The sequence below is a fragment of the Roseovarius sp. AK1035 genome, assembly GCF_003288315.1.
Classification (GTDB): Bacteria; Pseudomonadota; Alphaproteobacteria; order Rhodobacterales; family Rhodobacteraceae; genus Roseovarius; species Roseovarius mucosus_A.
In genome coordinates this window covers 156,466-176,487 of sequence record NZ_CP030099.1, presented here as the reverse complement: position 1 = coordinate 176,487, position 20,022 = coordinate 156,466, and the positions used below count along the sequence as shown (strand labels likewise).

Below are 20,022 nucleotides of genomic sequence, written 5' to 3'. Positions count from 1 at the left end.
CCTATCTCAGTCGCAGAACTGGCGCAGGGCCTATCGGGATAGGGCCAAGCTGGATACGACCGTTGCGAAACGTCAGCGGTACATCCAGCGTTTCGGGATTGCCCGACATTTGCGCCATAAGGGAAAATCCGTTTTCCAGTGTCCCCAGCATGCTCTCAGGCACCGCACCGGTTTCAGCGGCGATGCGCAGCATGTCGCGCCAGTTGCGCGCCTTGAGCGTGATTTCGCCCTCTGGCCAGCCTTCGGGCGTTACTGTCACCTCACCTGCCGCCTGCAGATGCAACTGTCCCCATTTGGCATCCGCCAGCTTTACTTTGATCTCGGTCGGCTGTGGCCGTGCGTCCTCAACCGCGCTGCGGTCCCAGACCCGGTCGAAACGCACCGTCAGATCCGCATGCAGCCCGGAAATCTGGCGGGGCAGGCGGCCTTGCGGATCAAGTCGCGCCTGCCAGGGTGCGGCGAGCGTCAGACCTTCGGCCGATAGGCCCAGACGGTACTCTGTCTCTTGTTGGCGTTCGGCAGCCAATGTCAGACTGGTCAGAGCGGTCGCCTCGTCTGGCCGGGCCTCGGGCGTGATTTGCAGGAATTCCGCCGTCAGCGTGGCGCGTTCCGGGGCCAAACGCGTGTCGGGCGCAATCCGCAGGCTGGCGCGCATATCCTCGCTCTCGACCAAGAATTTCTCCTGTGGTGTGGCGATCAACTGCTGATCTGGCCAAACAGCGATGAGATGATTTGGCTGATAGCTGAGCGCCAGGATCTGAAAGAACTCCGCCTCCCACGCCAGCCCCGTCTCGGGATCGGCGAGCACAAGGTCCGTGAAGCCCGTGTCAAAGCGGTTTGGAAATCCCTGCACCGTAATGTCCGAGGCTTCGGCAACCCAACCGTCGGCGCGCCGGGATTCGAACCAAGCGGCAAACCCACGGTTCAACCCGCTTTGCCCGATAAACCAATAACCGGACCAGCCCGATGCGGCGATCACGATCACGGCAAGCAGAAATCTCATGATGCGCGCCCCTTTCATGCCTATCAAGAGCTGTTTATAGGGGGTAGGACGCAAGGAACAGAGGCAAAGGCGATGTGGGTTTTCGGATACGGATCGTTGGTGTGGAACCCCGGCTTTGACGCGGTAGAGCGCGTGATTGCCCGTCTGCCCGATTATCATCGCAGCTTTTGTATGCGCAGCATTCACCATCGTGGAACCGATGACCTGCCCGGTCTGGTGCTGGCGCTCGATGCCAGCCCCGGCGCGCTCTGTCAGGGGGTCGCGCTCCGGGCCGATCCAGCAGAGGCCGAAGACGTGCTGGCCTATTTGCGCGAACGCGAGCTGATTTCCTCGGCCTATCTGGAGCGGATGCTGGAGATTGATCTAACCGATGGGCGCCGGGTCGAGGCTGTGACCTATGTGATCGACCCTGATCACGTCCAGTATTGCGGCGGCCTTGATCTTGAGGAGCAGGCGGGCATCATCGCCCGCGCGGTGGGGGGGCGCGGCCCCAATACCGAATATCTCTACAACACTGCCGATCATTTGCGCCAGTTGGGCATCCATGACAAAGAGCTAGACTGGCTGGTGCGGCGGGTACGCCATATCTGTGGATAAATCCTTGGCTTAGGCGTTCAAGCCGCGTAGGGTTGGGCCAAGAAATCCAAGTGTCGGGAGCGTCCAGATGGACCAGCCGGACCGTGAGGTCGAGCCGCAGTTTTCATATCCCTACCGCCAGATATTCTTGATGCTGGTGGTGCTCGGGCTAACCGCTCTTGGTGCTTTCCTGGCGCTTCCCAGAGTGCTGCCGGTGTTCGAGGCCAATCTCTGGCTCAACGGTTTCATTTTCTTTGTCTTCGTGCTGGGGGTGATCGCCACCTTTTGGCAGGTGCTACAACTGATCGGTTCTGCCCGCTGGATCGATGGCTTTGCCGCGCAACTGCCCGGGCATGAGATGACGCAGCCGCCCTCGATGCTGGCGCCCTTGGCCACATTGTTGCGCTCGCGTGGCAAGCGGATGCAGATTGCCTCTACCTCGGCACGCTCGATCCTAGACTCGGTCGCGCAACGGATCGACGAGGCGCGCGAGATCACCCGCTATATCGTCAGCCTCTTGATTTTCCTGGGACTTTTGGGCACCTTTTATGGCTTGGCTACAACGGTGCCTGCTGTTGTCGACACGATCCGCAGCCTTGCCCCGCAAGAGGGAGAAGAAGGCATTGCCGTTTTCAATCGCTTGATGAGCGGTCTTGAGGCGCAATTGGGTGGCATGGGTGTGGCCTTTTCCTCGTCGCTTCTGGGGCTTGCTGGATCGCTGGTGGTGGGGTTGCTGGAGCTATTTGCCGGGCACGGGCAAAATCGGTTCTACCGCGAGCTTGAGGAATGGATGTCCACGATCACGCGGGTGGGTTTTGCCAGTAGTGACGGCGAGGGCGGTGATGGGGGCGGTGGCGCTGTGACGCATCTGCTCGATCACATGGCCGAGCAGATGGATGCGCTGCAATCCATGCTCAGTCAGTCAGACATGAGCCGTGCGATGGTCGATCAGAAACTTGGGGTTTTGGCGGATTCCATCGAGCGTCTGACCCATCGGATGAGCGATCAGAACCCCGTGCAATTGGCGCTTTTGCGTTTGGCTGAGGGGCAGGAACGATTGATTGCCACACTTGAGGCGCGCGAAACGACCCCACATGAGGGGATTGATGCCGAAAGTCGGATGCGACTTCGGTCAATTGATGTGCAGATGCTGCGTATTCTTGAAGAAATCAGCGCCGGACGGCAGGAAACCATGACGGAATTGCGCACCGATCTGGCAGCCCTGACGCGGGTTCTGGGGCAGGCGCGCCCGGCGACTACGCCGCGTCCGACACGCCCGGTCGTGCCACGCTCCGATCCGGATCAGGCTGAGGAGGGCTGAGCATGGCCCTCTCGCGGCGCAATGGCGCGCGGTTGCAATCGTCGATTTGGCCAGGTTTTGTCGATGCCATGACTGGCCTCTTGCTGGTGCTGATGTTTGTGCTCACGATCTTCATGATGGTGCAATTCGTTCTGCGCGAGGAAATCAGCGGTCAAGCGACAAAACTTGATGCGCTCTCGGCGGAGGTGGCAGCGCTGTCGCTGGCGCTTGGACTGGAACAGGATCGCAGCGCGGGGTTGGAAAGCCGGGTTGGCACCTTGACCGCAACGCTTGACGACGCCCGCACCCGAGAGGCTGCACAGGCCGAAGCGCTGCGAGTGGCGCAGGGGCGCATTGCCAGCTTTGAGGAACAGGTCGCGGGCCTTTTGGCGGAACGCGAGACTGCACAGGGGCGTATCTCCGATCTTGAGACCGCGCGCGCAGAGTTGCTGAGCGAGCAAGAGCAGTTGCAACTGGCCCTTGCGGGCTTGCGCGACGAGGTGGATGCTCAGGCAGAGGCCGCGCGCCTAGCTGCCGCCCGACGTGAGGCGCTTGAGGCGCTCGCGGCGGACCTGCGGCAGCGCAACGCCGATGCGGCTCAGACGCAGGCTGTTCTTGAACAGAGATTGAGCGCCGAAGAACGGGCGCGTCTGGCTGAGGCCGCTGCAGCCGAAGCTCTGCGTGCGCGTTTAACAGAGGCGGATGCGGAACTGACCGCGATGACGCTGGCACTGGAAGAACAACGCAAGCGCGCCGAGGAAACGCTGACGCTACTTGCGGCGGCGGAAACGGCGCGGGCGGATTTGAACAGCCAATTGGCACAGGCGCTCTTGGATGCGGAGCAGGGTGCCGCAGCACAAGAGGCGGATATCGCGCGGCTGCGTGGCGAGTTGGACGAGACCCGCGATGTGGCGGCGCAAAGCGCGCAAGAGGCGCAGGCTGTGCGGGATCAATTGGTGGCCGCCCTTGCCGCGCAACGCGCTGCCGAAGCTGCCGCTGCCACGCAGATGACTGAGGCCGAAACACGCGCTGCGCTATTGGCTGAGGCGCGCTCGAAGCTATCCGAAGAGGCGGCGCAGGCCACCGAGGCACAAAAACAGCAGGCTTTGCTCAATCAGCAGGTGGCCGCCCTGCGCCAACAACTTTCAGGTCTTCAGGCGCTGTTGGACGAATCCAAGGCCCGTGAGGCGGAGACCGAAGTGCAGTTGCAGTCGCTTGGCAATGAGTTGAACACCGCCCTTGCCCGTGTGGCCGCCGAAGAGCGGCGGCGGCGGATCGCGGAAGAAGAGCGCGCACGTCTTCTGGAAGCCGAGAAAGAGGATCTGGAAAAATACCGCTCGGAATTCTTTGGCCGCCTGCGTGATGTGTTGGGTCAGCAGCAGGGCGTTCAAATCGTCGGCGACCGGTTCGTATTCTCGTCCGAGGTGCTCTTTGCTCCGGGTGAGGCGGATTTGTCAGCCGCAGGGCAAAGCGAGATTGCCAAGGTTGCAGGCATCTTGCGCAATGTGATTGGAGATATTCCCGAGGGGATCGACTGGGTGCTTCAGGTCGATGGGCATACGGATAATGTGCCGATCATCGAGGGCGCGCGGTTTGCCGATAACTGGGCGCTGAGTCAAGCGCGCGCGCTTTCGGTTGTACGTTACCTTACGGGGGCTCTTGGTTTTCCGGCAGGGCGGCTCTCGGCCAATGGCTATGGCGAGTTTCAGCCGGTCAATCCAGAGGATACGCCCGCCGCTCGGGCACAAAACCGGCGCATCGAGTTGAAGCTGACAACCCGATAACCTGCGCGTTAGGGTGCGATGGTGATATCAGCGTGCCGGACTGCAAGAATAGTCTCGCCGCGCGTCAGGCGCACATAGCCACGATAATCGCCCGGCTCCCATCCGCCCTCCGGCGCCTTGCGCCCAAAGGCACGAAAGAGTTGGGCTTGCGGGGCGTCGAGCGCGATCTCGTGGGTGAAAATCTCGCCCTGCGGTCCCTCTGCGGTCAGAGTTAAAAGGTCGCCCGGTTGCGCATAAAAGACATGGCCATAAAGGACTATTGGCTGATCGGGTTGCGCGGTGTTGGCACGCGCAGCGCCAGAGCGCACCGCCTCAAACTCTGGTACAGCGGTCGAGAAGCCGGCGGTGAACAGCCCGGCGGGATCATAGGGCAGAGCGATTTCCCACAGGCTCTGATCGAGGGGCGCACCGCAAGTATCACGCGCGTCGGGCGCAAAGGGATCGACAATCTGCCCGTCCCGCAAAACACCCAAATGCACATGGGGCGCATTGGTTAACCCGCTAAGACCCACCTGACCCAGCACATCTCCTGCCTTTACCATGTCGCCTTGACGAACGTTGAGAGAGCCTTGTTTCATGTGGCAATAGAGCGTTTGCCAGCCGTCGCCATGATCAACGCGCACCGCATTGCCGCATTCCTGCCCTCGGATGGCATCGCGGGTTTCGGCTGTGACAGGGGTGTCGGCCATGCCGTCGCGCGTGGCGGCAACGGTGCCCGAGGCGGCCGCCAGAACATTGACGCCTGCCTCCATGTCGTCGAAGGATAAAAGCATGAAATCAATGCCGCGATGATCATCCCGGCTTTTGATGCCACAGGTGTAGTCACGTTGTCCGGGTCCCGGATCGGTATCAACGTAATCTTCAATATAGCACGTTCGCCCGATGTCGCAGTCTAGTGGCAGGCTCAACTTGGGGGGTTGGGCGGTGGCCGGAAGGGCCACCGCCAGTGTCAGGATCGCAACTGCCGTTCCAAGCCTAGCCGTCATTCGGCGGTCAGCAAGGGTGGCTTTTTCTTGCCGGTAAGGCGGCGCGTCACAGGGCCTTCGACCACAAGGTCGATCTTGTTGTCTTTGACCCCAACAGTCACCACACCGCCCTTGAGAAGCTTGCCAAACAGTAGCTCCTCGGCCAGCGGCTTCTTGATGTGCTCCTGAATGACACGGGCCAAGGGGCGTGCGCCCATCTTGTCGTCATACCCTTTGTCCGCCAGCCATTCCGCCGCCGCCTGTGTCAGTTCGATGGTCACATCGCGATCCATCAACTGGGCCTCAAGCTGCAACACGAATTTCTCGACCACTTTGAGGATCACCGACTTCGGCAGTGCGCCAAACGAGATAACAGCATCCAGGCGATTGCGGAATTCGGGCGTAAACGTCCGCTCGATGGCGGCAGTATCCTCGCCCTCGCGCCGGTCACGGCCAAAGCCGATGGCGGATTTCGCCTGTTCGGCAGCCCCTGCGTTCGAGGTCATGATCAGAACCACATTGCGGAAGTCCACCTTGCGGCCATTGTGATCGGTCAGCGTGCCGTGGTCCATCACCTGCAACAAGATGTTGAAGACATCGGGATGTGCCTTTTCGATCTCGTCGAGCAAGAGAACGCAATGCGGATGTTGATCGACACCGTCGGTCAGCAGGCCGCCTTGATCAAAGCCGACATAGCCCGGAGGTGCCCCGATCAGGCGCGAAACCGCGTGTTTCTCCATGTATTCCGACATATCGAACCGCAAGAGTTCCACGCCCAGGGTATCGGCCAATTGCTTGGCCACCTCGGTTTTGCCCACGCCAGTTGGGCCGGCAAACAAGTAGTTGCCAATCGGTTTTTCCGGCTCGCGCAGGCCAGCACGTGCCAGTTTGATCGCAGAGCTGAGTGCCTCGATAGCTGCGTCCTGGCCAAAAACCACACGCTTGAGCGTGCCTTCAAGGTCCTTGAGAACTTCGGCATCGTTCTTGGATACGTTTTTCGGTGGAATACGGGCGATCTTGGCCACCACCTCTTCGATTTCCTTGACCCCGATACTCTTGCGCCGCTTGGAAGCTGCCAGCAAATGCTGGGCGGCTCCAGCCTCGTCAATCACGTCGATGGCCTTGTCAGGCAGTTTGCGATCATTGATGTAGCGCGCCGAGAGGTCGACCGCAGAGCGGATCGCCTCATTGGTGTATTTCACACTGTGGTGATCCTCGAAATACGGTTTGAGACCTTTAAGGATCTTGACCGCATCCTCAACCGTCGGTTCTGCCACGTCGATTTTCTGGAACCGGCGGGCAAGCGCGCGATCCTTTTCGAAATGCTGGCGGAACTCCTTGTAGGTGGTTGAGCCCATGCAACGCAGTTTGCCGCCCTGCAAGGCAGGCTTCAGGAGGTTTGAGGCATCCATCGCCCCACCCGAGGTGGCACCAGCCCCGATCACTGTGTGAATCTCGTCGATAAACAGAACCGCATCGGGGTGTTTTTCAAGCTCGGTCACGACCGCCTTGAGGCGCTCTTCGAAATCGCCCCGATAACGTGTACCCGCGAGCAGGGCACCCATATCAAGCGAATAGATCGTGGTGCGCGACAGGACGCGCGGGGTTTCCCCCTGCACGATCTTATGCGCCAAGCCTTCGGCGATGGCGGTTTTGCCTACGCCGGGGTCACCCACCAAAAGCGGGTTGTTCTTGCGGCGGCGGCAGAGCACCTGAATGCAGCGCTCAACCTCCGCATCGCGGCCGATCAGTGGGTCGATGTCACCCTTGCGGGCCTTTTCGTTGAGGTCGACACAGTATTTCGCAAGCGCCGAGTCGCCCGCCTCGACCGCATCGGTTTCTGTCGATTTGGCGGCACCATCACCCTCTTGGCTGGAAGCGCCGGTAACGGGGCGAGATTCGCCATAGGCCGGGTCCTTGGCCACGCCATGGGCGATGAAATTCACCGCATCATACCGCGTCATATCCTGTTCTTGCAGGAAATAGGCGGCGTTCGACTCGCGCTCTGCAAAGATCGCGACGAGCACGTTGGCCCCGGTCACTTCGGTGCGGCCCGAAGATTGGACATGGATTGCCGCGCGCTGGATCACGCGCTGGAATGCCGCTGTTGGCACCGCCTCTGACCCTTCGATGTCAGTCACCAGATTGGCGAGGTCATCATCGATGAATTCCACCAGAGTGGTGCGCAATTCCTCTGTATTGACGCTACACGCCTTCAAGACGCGGGCGGCGTCGGGTTCGTCGACAAGGGCGAGCAGAAGGTGCTCGAGTGTCGCGAATTCGTGCTGACGTGCATTGGCAAGAGCCAATGCCGCATGGATTGCCTGTTCGAGCGTGTTCGAGAATGAAGGCACGGTCGTGCTCCTTCTGATCTTGGCCGGGGCGGGCTGCCCACTAACCTTGGCCTCATAATCTTAAAGTTTGGTCGATAGTGGCCAGTCTTCAAGGATTATTTCATCAAACTGGCTCACATTTCGTGTGACCAGCGTTGTTTTCATCACGCCCCGCTTAGAAACGGTCCTTGCGGGCGCGGATTTCGGCAAAGACATCAACCGGAGCGCGACCGGACATGCCCAAGTGTGCCTGCACGCTCGCGTTTTCAGCGCGCAGAAACGGGTTAGTGGCCAATTCCTCGGCCAGGGTTGAGGGGACAGTGGGCCGACCTGCGGCGCGGGCGGCGCTGATCTCTTTGACCCTTGATATAAGGGCGGGGTTGTCGGGGTCAACGGTCAGTGCGAATTTCGCGTTGCTTTGCGTGTATTCGTGACCGGAACAAACCAGCGTCTCAGGCGGGAGATTGGCAAGTTTACCAAGGCTTTCAAACATTTGCGGCATTGTGCCTTCGAATACGCGCCCACAGCCCATGGCCATCAGGCTGTCGGCGGTGAAGACCACAGCGCTTGTGGGGAAGTGAAACGCGATATGTCCGAGCGTGTGGCCAGAGACATCGAGGACGCGCCCCTCTTCCGATCCGATCTTGATCAGGTCGCCTTCGGTGACGCGATGATCAAGGGGGGGCAGGCGGTGTGCGTCAGCGGCGGCACCGATCACCGATACGGAATGCCGCGCGCGCAACGCATCAAGGCCCTGAACATGGTCGGCGTGGTGGTGGGTAAGCAGCACCAAAGAGGCGGACCAACCTTTTTTATCAAGGGCTTGCAGGATCGGTTCGGCCTCTGGCACGTCGATCACCGCGGTCACCCCCGTGGCCGGATCATGCGCGAGATAGGCATAGTTGTCGGCCAGGCAGGGAACAGTAAGGATTTGCAAAACCATGGTATTTTCCCGATTGCCGGTTAGTGTTAGGGTCGAGAGTGACTGATCTTTGGCCGGGCTGCAATGCATCTGGACGTTCAAGACCTGCGAAATTTTTACTACCGCAGCACATTGGGGCGCGCGGTGCAGAAAACCTTGCGCGCGCAGGTTGCGGAGTTCTGGCCCGAGGCACAAGGCCAGACCGTGGTGGGCTATGGATTCGCTGTGCCGTTTCTGCGCCCCTATCTTGCCGATGCGCGTCGGGTGATCGGATTAATGCCCGCACCTCAAGGGGTTATCGGATGGCCGCAGGGGATGCCGAACATCTCGGTGCTTTGTGAAGAAACGTTTTGGCCTGTGGAAACGGGGCATGTCGACAAGCTCTTGGTTGTGCATGGGCTGGAGACTTCGGAGCAGCCCGGCGCGGTGCTGGAGGAATGCTGGCGGGTCTTGGGTCCGGGAGGGTCGGCGCTTTTTATTGTGCCGAACCGGGCTGGTCTGTGGTCGCGATCGGATCGCACGCCGTTTGGATTTGGGCGGCCCTACAGCCAGACGCAGCTGGAAAGCCAATTGAAATCGCAGAACTTTTTGCCCGAGCGCCATGCGACGGCTCTTTATCAGCCACCGTCAGAGCGCCCGTTCTGGCGCAAGACGGCGGGCATGTGGGAGCGGATGGGGGGCAAGCTATCGGTCGTGGTGTCGGGCGGGGTGCTGATGGTTGAGGCCACCAAACGGGTGCAGGCCCCAAGCGGTCCGGGGTTGCGGGACAAAGTGCGCAAACCGCTGTCGGTGCTGAACCCGCAGCCAGAGGCCAAGCCGGTCTAAGGCCTTACAGACCTTAAGGAATCAGGGTTGATTATGTAAGGTCGCGACATCCGCAATCGGTGGCCGCTGGTCGAGTGCGATGTCGGCTAATGTGCTGCGATCGAGATCGTCGAGAAAGGCGCGCTCTGCCGCCTTCAAACGCGCCTTGAGTCGGCAGCGCCCGTCGAGGGAACATTCTCCCGCATCTGCCCCAAAGCAGACCACAAGTGCCTGACCGGATTCGAGATGGCGGATCACATCCCCCAAACGAATCTCTGATGGGGGGCGGGCGAGGATCGCACCGCCGCCGCCGCCTCGCCTTGTGTCGATCAGACCAGCCTGTGACAGCCGTTGCATGATCTTGGCGAGGTGGTGGCGCGAGAGGTCAAACTCGGCTGCCAACTCGGCACTGGAAAAGGCGCGGTCGGGGGCGCTGGCCATGCGCATGAGCATCCGCAGGCCGAAATCGGTAAAGGAGGTGAGGCGCATGGTCGCTGGGGTTCCGCTTTAATCGGTATTTACAATACCTATTAGCAGGGCTAGACGAGAATGCAAAGCGGGATTGGTGCCGCGTGCCCGTCCCGGACCACGGAAAGGACCGCGATATGTCCGATACCTCGAAGCCGGGCACATATGCCTCACCACCCTGTATGGCGGGGGAGGTGGACCCAGCCTATTTCGACCCTCTTGCCACCGATCCGGCGCAGGCGCGCGATGTCGCGCGGTGGCGCAAGGCCGAGCGTCAGCGTCTCAGGGGCTTGCGCGATGCCTTGAGTGTTAAGGCGCGGCAAGAGGTTGGGCGGAGCTTGTCGGATCATCTGCGCACGGTGGTGCAAGAGAGGTTCAACGGGGCGCGGGGCAAGGTTCTGTCCTGCTACTGGCCCATCAAAGGCGAGCCGGATCTGCGTGATCTGATGGCGGAGTGGCATTCAAGCGGGGTGCGGATTGCGTTGCCCATCGTCGAGGTCAAGGCCGCGCCGCTTGTCTTTCGTCGCTGGACGCCAGAGACCAAGATGGTGCGGGGCGATTGGAATATCCCAGTGCCGCCGCCCGAGGCGGAGCAGGTGACGCCCGAGATCACCCTTGCGCCGATGATTGGCTGGACGGCGGAGTGCTACCGGCTGGGCTATGGCGGCGGCTATTTCGATCGCACGCTGGCGGCGCTTGACCCACGCCCGGTGAGCATCGGCATTGCGCTGAGCTCGGCGCAGATCGAGACCATCTATCCGCAGCCGCATGACATTCCGCTCGACATGGTCGTGACGGACATGGGCCTAGGGGCCGAAAGGAACAAGAGATGACGAGCACGGCGGAACAAATGCGGAGCTGGCGCGGGCCTGCGGTCCTGAGTTTTGGGTTTCGGCCCTTTTTCCTAGGGGCGGGCCTCTGGGCGGCGGGGATCATGGCGCTTTGGGTGCTGATGCTGACGGGGGCGCTGAGCCTGCCGACAGGCTTTGACCCGGTGAGTTGGCATGCGCATGAGTTTCTATTTGGCTATCTGGCGGCGGTGATTGCCGGATTCATGCTGACGGCGGTGCCGAATTGGACGGGGCGTTTGCCCATTGTCGGCTGGCCGCTGGCGAGTTTGGCGGCGCTGTGGCTGTTGGGGCGCGTGGCGGTCCTAGTGTCTGCCGGGGTGCCACCTATGGCGGTGGCGCTGATGGATCTGGCGATGCCGGTTGTTCTGGGCGCCGTCATGCTGCGCGAGATCGTGGCGGGCAAGAACTGGCGCAATCTGATTGTGCTGGTGATGCTGGCGGTCTTTGCGCTGGGCAATGGCCTGTTTCATTGGGAGGCGGCGCGGGGCGATTATGCCGCGCAGGGCTATGGGCTGCGGGTGGGGCTGGCGGCGGTGGTGATGATGATCGCAGTCATTGGCGGGCGGATCATTCCGTCGTTCACGCGCAACTGGTTGGCGCGGCGGGGGCCTGGGCGGCTGCCTGTGCCACCGATGCAGCGGTTCGACAAGCTGGCGCTCTTGCTGCTGTTGGGGGCGCTGGGGATGTGGGTCGCCCGGCCTGATGGATTGGCCACGGGCGGGGCGCTGGTGGTGGCCGGTGCATGCCACGCGATGCGTCTGGCGCGCTGGGCAGGGGATCGCACCGGGGCAGAGCCGTTGGTTTGGGTTTTGCATCTGGCCTATGCCTTTGTGCCGCTGGGGGCGTTGGCCATTGGGCTTGAGGGGCTGAGTTCGGGCATATTCGGCATGGCTGCGGTGCAACACCTGTGGATGGCCGGGGCGGCAGGGCTGATGACGCTGGCGGTGATGACGCGGGCGACACTGGGCCATACGGGTCGGCCATTGACGGCAGGGGGCGGCACGGTGGCGATTTACCTCGCGCTGGTGGTGTCTGTGCTGGCACGGCTGGCGGCGGGGGGTTTGCCTGCGGAGGCGGGTATGTTGCATACGCTGTCGGGTGCCGCGTGGATCGGGGCCTTTGGCGGGTTTGCGGTGCTGTACGGGCCGCTGATGCTGCGACAGAAACCGGCAAAGACGATCCCGGCGGCGTGATGGTCTGGGCGGAATTCATCGCGGCGTTTGGCGGGTTTTTCCTGAGCCATTCGGTGCCGGTGCGCCCCAAGGTCAAGGCATGGCTGGTGGAGCGGTTGGGGCCTAGGGGATTCACCCTTGGCTATTCGCTTTTGTCACTGGGCGTCTTGGCATGGGTCATTGGTGCGGCGGGGCGCGCGCCGTTTGTGCCGCTCTGGGATTGGGCGCCGTGGCAAGGTTACGTGACGCTGGGCGTGATGCTGGCGGTCTGCATAATTCTGGCGCTGGCCATTGGCAGGCCCAATCCGTTTTCCTTTGGCGGGGCGAACAACGCGCGGTTCGATCCCGAGCGGCCGGGGATTGTGCGGGTGACGCGGCATCCGATGCTGGTGGCGCTGGCGCTTTGGGCCTTGGGGCATTTGCTCGCCAATGGGGATCTGGCGCATGTGATCCTGTTTGGCAGTTTCGCAGGCTTTGCCATCTTGGGGGCGGTGCTGATCGACCGGCGCAAGCGGCGGATCATGGGGGCAGAATGGCTGCGGCTGGACCATGCCCGGCGGCGGGCGGGAATGGCACCTCAGAGCGGGGGCGTGGCGCTGGTGCGGGGCATCTTGGGCCTGTTTCTATACGCCGCGCTTTTGGCGGCGCATCCGCATTTGGTTGGCGTCTCGCCGCTGGGGTAAGGGCCGTAATGCGGCCTTGGCGGCGTTTGGCCGATGGCGCAAAAATCGCGCGACGCCTCTCAAAAACACTGATAGCGTTAACGCTTGACCATGCTTTGGGCGGGGCATTCGTGAGGGGAATCGCCATTTCGTAGTAAAAAGTGAAACTTTTTGAAGATTAAAATGCGCGCAATAGGTCGCACCTGAGTTAAGTATATGAAATTGCGCTGTATTCATTAGTATACAATAGTTTTCAAGCGGCTTGCCCGCTTGGGAAGGCTCTGCTACACCGCAGCCGAATTTGGGTGCGTCGTTGGGCGCAACCTATGCCAACGTCCCCGGATGTGACCCCGCGTCACGCCTGACCAACCGGGGCCAGATTATCGGAAGGGTGGACGTGTCCGAACCAGCTTCGATCTCTACTGGCATTGCCGCGCGCTATGCCACTGCGATATTCGAGCTTGTGAGAGAGGCCAAAGGCTTGGCCAAACTCGAAAGCAATCTCACTGATCTGGCACAGGCGCTGAATGACAGCGACGACCTGCGCGCGATGATCGCCTCGCCGGTTCTGAGCCGGGATGTGCAGGGTGCTGCGATGTCCGCCGTGGCGGCCAAGATGAAGCTGCTGCCCGAGCTTCAGAATGGTCTGGCGCTGATGGGCCAGAAGCGGCGGCTGTTTGTGCTGCCGCAACTGATTACGCAGCTCAACGCCATGATTGCCGAAGACAAGGGCGAAGTAAGCGCCGACGTCACCAGTGCCAAGGCGCTGACCAAGGCGCAGTCCGACAAGCTGGCCAAAGCGCTGAAGGCGCGCGTGGGCAAGGATGTCAAGATCAATGCGACCGTTGATGAAAGCCTCATCGGCGGTCTAGTCGTCAAGATGGGCTCGAAGATGATCGACACGTCGATCCGCTCCAAGCTCGATTCCCTCCAGAATTCAATGAAAGAGGTCGGATAAATGGGTATCCAAGCAGCAGAGATTTCTGCGATCCTGAAGGACCAGATCAAGAACTTTGGCCAAGACGCCGAAGTTGCAGAGATCGGCCGGGTTCTCTCGGTGGGTGACGGGATCGCACGGGTTCACGGGCTGGACAATGTTCAGGCTGGCGAGCTTGTCGAGTTTCCGGGCTCGATCATGGGCATGGCGCTGAACCTTGAGAGCGACAACGTCGGTGTCGTGATCTTCGGGTCGGACCGTGACATCAAGGAAGGCGACACCGTCAAGCGCACCAAGTCCATCGTGGACGTGCCGATTGGCGACGAGCTGTTGGGCCGTGTTGTGGACGGTCTGGGCAACCCGCTGGATGGCAAGGGCCCGATCAAGACCAAGACCCGCGGTCTGGCTGACGTCAAAGCCCCCGGCATTATCCCGCGTAAATCGGTGCATGAGCCGATGGCGACTGGCCTCAAATCCGTAGACGCCATGATCCCGATCGGTCGCGGTCAGCGCGAGCTGATCATTGGTGACCGTCAGACCGGCAAGACTGCCGTGGCGCTGGACGCGATCCTGAACCAGAAGATCTATAACGAAGCGGCAGGCGACGACGAGAGCAAGAAGCTCTATTGCGTTTACGTCGCTGTGGGCCAGAAGCGCTCGACCGTGGCGCAGCTGGTGAAAAAGCTCGAAGAGAGCGGCGCGATCAAATATTCGATCGTCGTGGCCGCCACCGCGTCGGACCCCGCGCCGATGCAGTTCCTGGCACCCTATTCCGCAACCGCGATGGCCGAGCATTTCCGCGACAATGGCCGTCACGCGCTGATCGTGTACGATGACCTTTCCAAGCAGGCCGTGGCCTATCGCCAGATGTCGCTCTTGCTGCGTCGTCCGCCCGGTCGTGAAGCCTATCCGGGGGACGTGTTCTATCTTCACTCCCGTCTGCTGGAGCGTTCGGCCAAGCTGAACAGTGACAATGGTTCGGGCTCGCTTACTGCGCTGCCGATCATTGAAACCCAAGGTGGCGACGTGTCGGCGTTTATTCCGACCAACGTGATCTCGATCACCGACGGCCAGATCTTCCTTGAGACGGAACTGTTCTATCAGGGTATCCGTCCGGCTGTGAACACCGGTCTGTCGGTGTCGCGTGTGGGTTCGTCCGCTCAGACCAATGCGATGAAGTCGGTCGCAGGTCCGGTGAAGCTGGAACTGGCGCAGTATCGCGAGATGGCGGCCTTTGCTCAGTTCGGGTCCGACCTTGACGCGGCAACGCAGCAGTTGCTGAACCGTGGTGCGCGTCTGACCGAGTTGATGAAGCAGCCGCAGTATTCGCCGCTGACCAATGCCGAGATCGTCTGTGTGATCTATGCGGGCACCAAGGGTTATCTGGACAAGATCCCGGTGAGCCAAGTGGGCCGCTATGAGCAAGGTCTGCTCAAGCACCTGCGCGGCAAACATGCCGATCTGCTGGCATACATCACCAAGGAAGACCCCAAGATCAAGGGTGAAGCCGAGGACCGTATCAAAGCTGCGCTGGACGAATTCGCCGCTGACTTCGCATAAGGGGGAGATAAGGCAATGCCGAATCTCAAGGACCTGAAAAACAGGATCGCGTCGGTCAAATCGACCCGCAAGATCACCAAGGCCATGCAGATGGTTGCCGCGGCGAAACTTCGCCGCGCTCAGGATGCTGCCGAGCAGGCCCGCCCCTATACCGAGCGTTTCAACGCGGTAATGGGCAAGCTTGCGGCCTCTGTCGGGGATGCGGCCAATGCGCCGCGTCTTTTGGCGGGCACGGGTGAGGACAAGGTGCATCTCTTGGTGGTGATGACTGCCGAGAGGGGCCTTTGCGGTGGCTTCAACGCGAACATCGCCAAGCTGGCCAAAACCCATGCCGCCGAGTTGCTGGCCAAGGGCAAGACGGTCAAGATCTTGACCGTTGGCAAGAAGGGCCGTGACGCGATGAAGCGCGACTTTGGTCAATATTCCGTTGGTCACGTCGACATGAGCGAGGTCAAGCGCCTCGGGTATGCCGATGCCCAAGGGATCGCGGCCGAAGTGCTCAAGCGGTTCGACGGGGGCGAGTTCGATGTCGCGAAGATTTTCTTTTCGCGGTTCGAGAACGTCGTCAGCCAGATCCCGAGCATGCAGCAGGTGATCCCGTTCGACGTGGACACCACGGCGGGCAAGGTCGATACCGACAGCTTCTATGATTACGAGCCCGACGAGCAGGCGATCCTTGCCGATCTCTTGCCGCGTGGGGTGGCGACCGCGATCTTTGCCGCGCTGTTGGAAAATGGTGCCTCTGAGCAGGGTGCGCGTATGTCCGCGATGGACAATGCGACGCGCAACGCTGGCGATATGATCGACAGGTTGACGATTGAATACAACCGTTCGCGTCAGGCCGTGATCACCAACGAGCTAATTGAAATCATTTCCGGCGCGGAAGCGCTGTAAGAGAACCGGAGACGAAACATGGCAAATGCAAAAGGCAAGGTGACGCAGGTCATTGGCGCCGTTGTGGACGTTCAATTTGACGGCGATCTGCCAGCCATTCTGAACGCGCTGCAGACCGACAACCACGGCAAGAAGCTGATCCTCGAAGTGGCGCAGCATCTGGGCGAGAACACCGTGCGCACCATCGCGATGGACGCGACCGAAGGTCTCGTGCGCGGTCAGGCCGTGAGCGATACCGGTGCGCCGATTTCGGTGCCGGTGGGCAACGCAACCTTGGGCCGCATCCTGAACGTCATCGGTGAGCCGGTGGACGAGGGCGCGCCAATCAAGGCCACGGAATACCGCTCTATCCACCAGCCTGCGCCGGAGTTTTCCGAGCAGTCGACCGCCTCTGAAATCCTCGTGACCGGCATCAAGGTTGTGGACCTTCTTGCCCCCTATGCCAAGGGCGGCAAAATTGGCCTCTTCGGCGGTGCCGGTGTGGGCAAGACGGTTCTCATCATGGAACTGATCAACAACATCGCCAAGGTGCACTCGGGCTATTCGGTGTTTGCCGGTGTGGGTGAGCGGACCCGTGAAGGGAACGACCTGTATCACGAGATGATCGAATCCAACGTGATCAAGCCTGACAATCTGGAAGAAAGCCAAGTGGCCCTTGTCTATGGTCAGATGAACGAGCCTCCGGGGGCGCGTGCGCGTGTGGCCCTGACAGGCCTTACGCTGGCCGAGCAGTTCCGCGATCAGTCCGGGTCGGACGTGTTGTTCTTTGTCGACAACATCTTCCGCTTTACGCAAGCAGGGTCCGAGGTGTCGGCGCTGTTGGGTCGTATCCCGTCTGCCGTGGGCTATCAGCCGACGCTGGCCACCGACATGGGTGCCATGCAGGAGCGCATTACCTCGACCAAGCAGGGGTCTATCACGTCCATTCAGGCCGTTTACGTGCCTGCGGACGACTTGACCGACCCGGCACCTGCCACGACCTTTGCCCACCTTGACGCAACGACCGTTCTTAGCCGTGCGATTTCCGAGCTTGGTATTTACCCGGCTGTGGACCCGCTCGACTCGAACTCGCGTCTGATGGACCCGCAGATCGTGGGCGAAGAGCATTATCAGGTTGCGCGTGACGTGCAGGGGATTTTGCAGCGTTACAAATCGCTTCAGGACATCATCGCCATTCTGGGCATGGACGAACTGAGCGAAGAGGACAAGCTGACCGTGGCGCGTGCCCGGAAAATCCAGCGTTTCCTCAGCCAGCCGTTCGACGTGGCCAAGGTGTTCACCGGCTCTGACGGGGTTCAGGTGCCGCTGGAAGAAACGATCAAATCGTTCAAGGCCGTGGTCGCGGGCGAGTATGATCACCTGCCCGAAGGTGCCTTCTACATGGTGGGCGGCATCGACGACGTGCTCGCCAAAGCCGAACGTATGGCTGCTGACGCGGCCTGATCAACGCCTGTCACGGTCCTGCGCGGGTGATCCCCGCGCGGGCCTGACACCATGAGGGAGGCCGAGATGGCTGAAACAGTGCAATTCGATCTGGTGAGCCCCGAGCGGCTTTTGGCCTCGGTTGCTGCCCATGAGGTGAGCATTCCGGGGGCTGAGGGCGATCTGACCGCCATGGCCGATCACGCCCCGCTCATCACCACGCTGCGGCCCGGTATCCTGCGGGTGTCGGGGCCGTCGGGCGAAAAGGAATATGTTGTGACCGGCGGTTTTGCCGAGATCAGCGGCAAGAGCGTGTCCGTTCTTGCGGAGCAGGCCGTTGCGCGTGAGGATATGACGCGCGAAGCGTTCAAGGCGATGGTGGATGCGGCGACCGACAAGTTGGCGCATGCGCAGGAAAAATTCGTCAATGAGCCCGGCCCTGTCGACGAGATGGCCAAGCTCTTGGCGGATATGGTGGCTGTAGGCGACCATATTGGGTTGTCTTCCAACTGAGGTTGCGGCGAATTCTGCTATCAAAGGGGCCGTTCTGCGGCCCTTTTTTCTTTTTTTTGCTCTCAATTTTGCCGGAAAATCGGTGTAGGCTCGCCAGAGTTTCGGAAGGCATCATATGAAATTCTTGATCAATCAAGCTATTGGGATCGAACAGGGGGATGATGTCCTCTTTTCAGATTTTGCTGATGGGGGCGAAATGTGGACCGGATCAGGCGCGCGTGAGCGGCGCAAGTTGATCACCTTTGCCAGCCCGTTCAAGTCCGAACCTGCGGTGCATGTGGCCCTGTCGCTTTGGGATATGGACAGCGCCACCAATGCCCGTGCCGATGTGACGGCGGAAAAGATCACGCCAAATGGGTTTGAGATCGTGTTCCGCACTTGGGCGGATACGCGGGTGGCCCGGGTGCGGGTGCGTTGGATGGCGCTTGGTGAGGTGTTCCACGAGGATGACTGGCAAGACGTTTACTGAGGCGGAGAGCGTTGGGATGGACATGCGATTGCGTCCGGGCGAGGAGACCACGGTGCTGCCAGAGGGGCAGGATGCCGCGCTGCATTTCATTGGTCGGATCAACACCCCATGGACCCGGCGCGAAGAGTGCCCGCGGCAGGGGCAGCTGGAGGGACCAGAGTGTCGGATTGAGGTGTTTGCACCTTGGGTCGCGGCGCTGGAGGGAATCGCGGCCTATAAGCATCTTGAAATTCTGTATTGGTTGGACCGGTCCCGGCGGGATCTGGTGCGGCAGAACCCGAAAGGGGATGGTACGCGCTATTTTGGCACCTTTGCCCTGCGCTCGCCGCAGCGGCCCAATCCCATTGGCACGTCGCAGGTGCGCCTGATCGGGGTAGAGGGGGCGGTGTTGATCGTTCGGGGGCTGGATTGTCTGGATGGCACGCCTTTGGTGGACATCAAGCCCGATCGTTGCGAGTTTACCCCACAGGCCCCGGAAAAGCCGCTGTAACCGTTTGATTTACCGCTATTTTGGAGAGAGCGACCTATCAACGCTCTTTGAAATTCGTTTCGATCACGATCAAACCCGCAGGGTTTTACGCCCATGTTGGATGGAATTTTCCCGCAGGCGAGAGGGTGAAAATCTCGGCGCCGGTGGCAGTCACGCCGATGGAATGCTCGAATTGCGCCGACAGAGATTTGTCGCGGGTGACAGCGGTCCAGTCATCGGCCAGCACTTTGGTTTCGGGGCGTCCGAGATTGACCATCGGCTCGATGGTGAAGAACATGCCTTCTTCCAGACGCGGCCCGCTGCCTGCCCGCCCGTAATGCAGCACATTGGGCGGCGAATGGAACACGCGGCCCAAGCCGTGCCCGCAGAAATCACGCACCACCGACATGCGATGCGCCTCGACGTAAGATTGGATCGCGTGGCCGATATCGCCAAAGGTGGCACCGGGGCGCACGGCCTCGATGCCCTTCATCAGGGCGTCATGTGTGACCTGGATCAGCCGTTCGGATTTGCGGCTGAGTTTGCCTGCTACATACATCCGGCTCGTGTCGCCAAACCAACCATCCACGATCACCGTCACATCGACGTTCAGAATGTCACCATCCTTGAGCACCTTGTCGCCGGGAATGCCATGGCAGACCACGTGATTGACGCTGATGCAGCTGGCGTGCTGATAGCCCTTATACCCGATGGTGGCGGATTTCGCGCCAGAGGCGTTGACCTTGTCCTCGATCAGCTTGTCGATGGCGGCGGTGGTTTGTCCGACAAAGACATGCTCTGCGATTTCGTCGAGGATTTGCGCGGCAAGTGCCCCGGCCCGGTGCATACCAGCAAAATCCGCAGTCTCATGGATGCGGATGCCCTCGCGCGTCAATCGTCCTCGATGTGTTTCGTTCA

General features: G+C 60.8%; 20 protein-coding genes. 14 read left to right on the top strand and 6 right to left on the bottom strand.

Translation table 11 applies throughout. The annotated features are described in order from the left end of the window. Window position 1 precedes the first annotated feature (1 nt). Window positions 2-1,003 (bottom strand): DUF2125 domain-containing protein, encoded by a 1,002-nt coding sequence (locus RAK1035_RS00895; RefSeq protein ID WP_232279182.1) that lies wholly within the window; start codon window positions 1,001-1,003, stop codon window positions 2-4. Between the two features lie 72 nt (window positions 1,004-1,075). On the opposite strand from RAK1035_RS00895, the gene RAK1035_RS00890 reads away from it, so the two are divergent. The 3 genes from RAK1035_RS00890 to RAK1035_RS00880 all read left to right on the top strand — a co-directional run bounded on the left by RAK1035_RS00890 (window position 1,076) and on the right by RAK1035_RS00880 (window position 4,663). Then, the gene (locus tag RAK1035_RS00890) at window positions 1,076-1,600 is read left to right on the top strand and encodes a gamma-glutamylcyclotransferase (protein WP_008280735.1); all 525 of its coding nucleotides are present in this window, start codon (window positions 1,076-1,078) and stop codon (window positions 1,598-1,600) included. Between the two features lie 67 nt (window positions 1,601-1,667). After that, the gene (locus tag RAK1035_RS00885; RefSeq protein WP_008280734.1) at window positions 1,668-2,900 is read left to right on the top strand and encodes a hypothetical protein; all 1,233 of its coding nucleotides are present in this window, start codon (window positions 1,668-1,670) and stop codon (window positions 2,898-2,900) included. Window positions 2,901-2,902: 2 nt separating this feature from the next. Further along, window positions 2,903-4,663 (top strand): peptidoglycan -binding protein, encoded by a 1,761-nt coding sequence (locus RAK1035_RS00880; protein ID WP_008280733.1) that lies wholly within the window; start codon window positions 2,903-2,905, stop codon window positions 4,661-4,663. 8 nt (window positions 4,664-4,671) lie between these two features. Here the strand turns inward: RAK1035_RS00880 and RAK1035_RS00875 are convergent, their stop codons facing one another. The 3 genes from RAK1035_RS00875 to gloB form a co-directional block, all read right to left on the bottom strand. Further along, window positions 4,672-5,649, bottom strand: a complete 978-nt coding sequence (locus RAK1035_RS00875) for a M23 family metallopeptidase (RefSeq protein WP_008280732.1) — start codon at window positions 5,647-5,649, stop codon at window positions 4,672-4,674. Then, a complete protein-coding gene (clpA, locus tag RAK1035_RS00870) occupies window positions 5,646-7,982 on the bottom strand; it encodes an ATP-dependent Clp protease ATP-binding subunit ClpA (RefSeq protein WP_037297487.1) in 2,337 nt (778 codons plus the stop codon). The genes RAK1035_RS00875 and clpA overlap by 4 nt, the downstream gene beginning before the upstream one ends. 154 nt (window positions 7,983-8,136) lie before the next feature. Continuing rightward, the gene (gloB, locus tag RAK1035_RS00865; protein WP_037297486.1) at window positions 8,137-8,904 is read right to left on the bottom strand and encodes a hydroxyacylglutathione hydrolase; all 768 of its coding nucleotides are present in this window, start codon (window positions 8,902-8,904) and stop codon (window positions 8,137-8,139) included. Between the two features lie 63 nt (window positions 8,905-8,967). Between gloB and RAK1035_RS00860 the strand changes: the two genes are divergently transcribed. Beyond that, window positions 8,968-9,708 carry a methyltransferase domain-containing protein gene (locus RAK1035_RS00860; protein ID WP_008280729.1) on the top strand — a complete coding sequence of 247 codons (741 nt, stop codon included), beginning with the start codon at window positions 8,968-8,970 and terminating at the stop codon, window positions 9,706-9,708. Window positions 9,709-9,729: 21 nt separating this feature from the next. Here RAK1035_RS00860 and RAK1035_RS00855 read toward each other — a convergent pair whose 3' ends face one another. Then, the gene (locus RAK1035_RS00855; RefSeq protein WP_008280728.1) at window positions 9,730-10,176 is read right to left on the bottom strand and encodes an RrF2 family transcriptional regulator; all 447 of its coding nucleotides are present in this window, start codon (window positions 10,174-10,176) and stop codon (window positions 9,730-9,732) included. Window positions 10,177-10,292: 116 nt separating this feature from the next. Between RAK1035_RS00855 and RAK1035_RS00850 the strand changes: the two genes are divergently transcribed. From RAK1035_RS00850 to tsaA, 10 genes are all read left to right on the top strand, one after another. Continuing rightward, window positions 10,293-10,988 carry a 5-formyltetrahydrofolate cyclo-ligase gene (locus RAK1035_RS00850; RefSeq protein ID WP_037297485.1) on the top strand — a complete coding sequence of 232 codons (696 nt, stop codon included), beginning with the start codon at window positions 10,293-10,295 and terminating at the stop codon, window positions 10,986-10,988. Beyond that, window positions 10,985-12,199: an NnrS family protein gene (locus RAK1035_RS00845; RefSeq protein ID WP_008280725.1), complete on the top strand. Its 1,215-nt coding sequence runs from the start codon at window positions 10,985-10,987 to the stop codon at window positions 12,197-12,199. The genes RAK1035_RS00850 and RAK1035_RS00845 overlap by 4 nt, the downstream gene beginning before the upstream one ends. Continuing rightward, complete coding sequence (locus tag RAK1035_RS00840) at window positions 12,199-12,861, top strand: NnrU family protein (RefSeq protein WP_008280724.1); 663 nt, start codon at window positions 12,199-12,201, stop codon at window positions 12,859-12,861. Before RAK1035_RS00845 ends, RAK1035_RS00840 begins: the two co-directional genes overlap by 1 nt. A gap of 370 nt (window positions 12,862-13,231) precedes the next feature. Then, complete coding sequence (locus RAK1035_RS00835) at window positions 13,232-13,798, top strand: F0F1 ATP synthase subunit delta (RefSeq protein WP_198133580.1); 567 nt, start codon at window positions 13,232-13,234, stop codon at window positions 13,796-13,798. After that, on the top strand, window positions 13,799-15,337 hold the full coding sequence (gene atpA / locus RAK1035_RS00830; protein WP_008280722.1) for a F0F1 ATP synthase subunit alpha: 1,539 nt from the start codon (window positions 13,799-13,801) through the stop codon (window positions 15,335-15,337). It begins immediately after the preceding gene. 15 nt (window positions 15,338-15,352) lie between these two features. Beyond that, window positions 15,353-16,231 carry a F0F1 ATP synthase subunit gamma gene (locus RAK1035_RS00825; RefSeq protein ID WP_008280721.1) on the top strand — a complete coding sequence of 293 codons (879 nt, stop codon included), beginning with the start codon at window positions 15,353-15,355 and terminating at the stop codon, window positions 16,229-16,231. Window positions 16,232-16,249: 18 nt separating this feature from the next. Beyond that, window positions 16,250-17,674: a F0F1 ATP synthase subunit beta gene (atpD, locus tag RAK1035_RS00820; protein ID WP_008280720.1), complete on the top strand. Its 1,425-nt coding sequence runs from the start codon at window positions 16,250-16,252 to the stop codon at window positions 17,672-17,674. Window positions 17,675-17,740: 66 nt separating this feature from the next. After that, window positions 17,741-18,166, top strand: a complete 426-nt coding sequence (locus RAK1035_RS00815) for a F0F1 ATP synthase subunit epsilon (protein WP_037297481.1) — start codon at window positions 17,741-17,743, stop codon at window positions 18,164-18,166. A 115-nt stretch (window positions 18,167-18,281) separates the two neighbouring features. Further along, window positions 18,282-18,635, top strand: coding sequence for an H-type lectin domain-containing protein (locus RAK1035_RS00810; RefSeq protein ID WP_008280718.1), 354 nt, complete (start codon window positions 18,282-18,284; stop codon window positions 18,633-18,635). Between the two features lie 16 nt (window positions 18,636-18,651). Continuing rightward, window positions 18,652-19,125, top strand: coding sequence for a tRNA (N6-threonylcarbamoyladenosine(37)-N6)-methyltransferase TrmO (tsaA, locus tag RAK1035_RS00805; RefSeq protein WP_008280717.1), 474 nt, complete (start codon window positions 18,652-18,654; stop codon window positions 19,123-19,125). Between the two features lie 85 nt (window positions 19,126-19,210). On the opposite strand, the gene map is transcribed toward tsaA, so the two are convergent. Then, entirely contained in the window at window positions 19,211-19,951 is a 741-nt protein-coding gene (map, locus tag RAK1035_RS00800) for a type I methionyl aminopeptidase (RefSeq protein ID WP_008280716.1), read from the bottom strand. Window positions 19,952-20,022 lie beyond the last annotated feature (71 nt).

What these genes read in the sequence shown, in the direction of transcription:
- RAK1035_RS00845 (WP_008280725.1), top strand. Translation starts at nt 10,985, where the DNA reads ATGACGAGCACGGCGGAACAAATGCGGAGCTGGCGCGGGCCTGCGGTC.
- RAK1035_RS00850 (WP_037297485.1), top strand. Translation starts at nt 10,293, where the DNA reads ATGTCCGATACCTCGAAGCCGGGCACATATGCCTCACCACCCTGTATG.
- map (WP_008280716.1), bottom strand. Translation starts at nt 19,951, where the DNA reads ATGCACCGGGCCGGGGCACTTGCCGCGCAAATCCTCGACGAAATCGCA.
- RAK1035_RS00855 (WP_008280728.1), bottom strand. Translation starts at nt 10,176, where the DNA reads ATGCGCCTCACCTCCTTTACCGATTTCGGCCTGCGGATGCTCATGCGC.
- RAK1035_RS00860 (WP_008280729.1), top strand. Translation starts at nt 8,968, where the DNA reads ATGCATCTGGACGTTCAAGACCTGCGAAATTTTTACTACCGCAGCACA.
- RAK1035_RS00885 (WP_008280734.1), top strand. Translation starts at nt 1,668, where the DNA reads ATGGACCAGCCGGACCGTGAGGTCGAGCCGCAGTTTTCATATCCCTAC.
- RAK1035_RS00890 (WP_008280735.1), top strand. Translation starts at nt 1,076, where the DNA reads ATGTGGGTTTTCGGATACGGATCGTTGGTGTGGAACCCCGGCTTTGAC.
- RAK1035_RS00840 (WP_008280724.1), top strand. Translation starts at nt 12,199, where the DNA reads ATGGTCTGGGCGGAATTCATCGCGGCGTTTGGCGGGTTTTTCCTGAGC.
- RAK1035_RS00825 (WP_008280721.1), top strand. Translation starts at nt 15,353, where the DNA reads ATGCCGAATCTCAAGGACCTGAAAAACAGGATCGCGTCGGTCAAATCG.
- RAK1035_RS00875 (WP_008280732.1), bottom strand. Translation starts at nt 5,649, where the DNA reads ATGACGGCTAGGCTTGGAACGGCAGTTGCGATCCTGACACTGGCGGTG.
- RAK1035_RS00815 (WP_037297481.1), top strand. Translation starts at nt 17,741, where the DNA reads ATGGCTGAAACAGTGCAATTCGATCTGGTGAGCCCCGAGCGGCTTTTG.
- atpD (WP_008280720.1), top strand. Translation starts at nt 16,250, where the DNA reads ATGGCAAATGCAAAAGGCAAGGTGACGCAGGTCATTGGCGCCGTTGTG.
- RAK1035_RS00895 (WP_232279182.1), bottom strand. Translation starts at nt 1,003, where the DNA reads ATGAGATTTCTGCTTGCCGTGATCGTGATCGCCGCATCGGGCTGGTCC.
- RAK1035_RS00880 (WP_008280733.1), top strand. Translation starts at nt 2,903, where the DNA reads ATGGCCCTCTCGCGGCGCAATGGCGCGCGGTTGCAATCGTCGATTTGG.
- atpA (WP_008280722.1), top strand. Translation starts at nt 13,799, where the DNA reads ATGGGTATCCAAGCAGCAGAGATTTCTGCGATCCTGAAGGACCAGATC.
- gloB (WP_037297486.1), bottom strand. Translation starts at nt 8,904, where the DNA reads ATGGTTTTGCAAATCCTTACTGTTCCCTGCCTGGCCGACAACTATGCC.
- tsaA (WP_008280717.1), top strand. Translation starts at nt 18,652, where the DNA reads ATGGACATGCGATTGCGTCCGGGCGAGGAGACCACGGTGCTGCCAGAG.
- RAK1035_RS00810 (WP_008280718.1), top strand. Translation starts at nt 18,282, where the DNA reads ATGAAATTCTTGATCAATCAAGCTATTGGGATCGAACAGGGGGATGAT.